The 2,024-nt window shown below is 58.5% G+C and carries 2 protein-coding genes; both read right to left on the bottom strand.

All coding sequences use genetic code 11. From position 1 onward, the window contains the following. Positions 1 to 50: 50 nt before the first annotated feature. Complete coding sequence (gene rfbD, locus G5171_RS20220) at positions 51 to 938, bottom strand: dTDP-4-dehydrorhamnose reductase (protein WP_216979011.1); 888 nt, start codon at positions 936 to 938, stop codon at positions 51 to 53. Then, the gene (gene rfbB, locus G5171_RS20215) at positions 938 to 2,023 is read right to left on the bottom strand and encodes a dTDP-glucose 4,6-dehydratase (protein WP_216979012.1); all 1,086 of its coding nucleotides are present in this window, start codon (positions 2,021 to 2,023) and stop codon (positions 938 to 940) included. The genes rfbD and rfbB overlap by 1 nt, the downstream gene beginning before the upstream one ends. Position 2,024 lies beyond the last annotated feature (1 nt).

Genomic DNA, 2,024 nt, shown 5'->3' with positions numbered 1-2,024 from the left:
TTTTATCCCTGCCAGCCAGAGAGGCGTTCAACACATCTCTGGCCAGTGATTTACTTACCGAGGATCTCGGTCAACATCCGCTCCACACCGACGGTCCACTCCGGCAGCACCAGCTCGAAGGTGCGCTGGAATTTGCTGGTATCAAGGCGGGAGTTATGGGGGCGTTTGGCCGGGGTCGGGAAGGCACTGGTCGGCACCGCATTGAGCTGCGTCACCGCCAGTTCAACACCGGCCTCTCTGGCTTTGGCAAACACCAGCTGGGCGTAGTCAAACCAGGTGGTGGTGCCGGAGGCAATCAGATGGTACAGCCCGGCGACCTCGGGGTTGCGCTGCGCCACGCGGATCGCATGAGCGGTGCAATCAGCCAGCAACTCGGCGCCGGTCGGAGCGCCAAACTGGTCATTGATGACTGACATCTCGCTACGCTCTTTGCCAAAGCGCAGCATGGTCTTGGCAAAGTTGGCACCCCGAGCGGCATAGACCCAGCTGGTGCGAAAAATCAGGTGACGGGAACAAAGCGCGGCCCCTTGCTCACCCGCCAGCTTGGTTTCGCCATAGACGTTGAGCGGAGCGGTGGCATCGGTTTCCACCCAGGGACGCTCACCGCTGCCATCGAACACATAGTCGGTGGAGTAATGCACCAGCCAGGCACCCAAGGCTTCCGCTTCTTTGGCTATCGCAACCACGCTGGTCGCGTTGAGCAGCTCGGCAAACTCCCGCTCGCTTTCGGCCTTGTCGACTGCGGTGTGGGCTGCGGCATTGACAATCACGTCCGGCTTGACCAGACGTACCGTGTCGGCCACCCCGGCCGGGTTGCTGAAATCACCGCAATAATCGGTCGAGTCAAAATCGACGGCCGTGATACGCCCGAGCGGCGCCAGTGCGCGTTGCAGCTCCCAGCCTACCTGACCGTTTTTGCCAAACAGCAAAATATGCATCAGGCACGCTCCCCGTAATTCTGCTCAATCCAGGATTGATAGGAGCCACTCTTCACGTTGTTGACCCACTGCTGGTTATCCAGATACCACTGTACGGTTTTGCGAATACCCGACTCGAACGTTTCTTGCGGTTGCCAAGCAAGCTCACTGCTCATCTTGCTGGCATCGATGGCATAGCGGCGATCGTGGCCGGGGCGATCCGCCACATAGGTGATTTGATCACGATAAGAGCCCGCTTTGGGCACCATCTCGTCCAGCAGATCGCAGATGGTGTGTACCACCTCCAGATTCTGCTTCTCGTTATGACCGCCGATGTTGTAGGTCTCACCGACCACGCCTGTGGTCAACACCTTGTAGAGCGCACGCGCGTGATCTTCCACATAGAGCCAGTCACGGATCTGGTCGCCCTTGCCATAGACCGGCAGCGGCTTGCCATCCAGCGCGTTAAGAATGACCAGCGGGATCAGCTTCTCGGGGAAGTGGTAGGGACCGTAGTTATTGGAGCAGTTGGTGACGATGGTGGGCAGGCCGTAGGTGCGGCGCCAGGCACGCACCAGATGATCACTGGAAGCCTTGGAGGCAGAATAAGGGCTGCTGGGGGCGTAGGGTGTGGTCTCGGTAAAGAGCGGCAATGACTCACCGGCAGCCACTTCATCCGGATGGGGCAGATCCCCATACACCTCATCGGTGGAGATATGGTGGAAGCGGAAGGCCGCCTTGCGCTGATCATGAAGACCATTCCAGTAAGCGCGTGCCGCTTCCAGCAACATATAGGTGCCGACGATATTGGTCTCGATAAAGTCAGCCGGCCCTGTAATGGAGCGATCAACATGGCTCTCGGCGGCCAGGTGCATCACCGCATCCGGCTGGTGCAGAGCAAACACCCGATCCAGCTCGGCACGGTTGCAGATATCCACCTGCTCAAACGCATAACGCTCGCTTGTCGATACATCGGCCAGGGATTCCAGATTGCCGGCATAGGTGAGTTTATCGAGATTGATAACAGAATCTTGGGTATCACGGATGATATGGCGCACCACGGCAGAGCCGATAAAGCCGGCACCGCCGGTCACGAGGATTTTCATA

Origin of the sequence: Aeromonas sp. 600774, assembly GCF_049175075.1 — a bacterium.
GTDB classification, from domain to species: domain Bacteria; phylum Pseudomonadota; class Gammaproteobacteria; order Enterobacterales; family Aeromonadaceae; genus Aeromonas; species Aeromonas veronii_A.
Note: the sequence above shows the minus strand (reverse complement) of the source record. Positions and strands in the feature narration are given on the sequence as shown.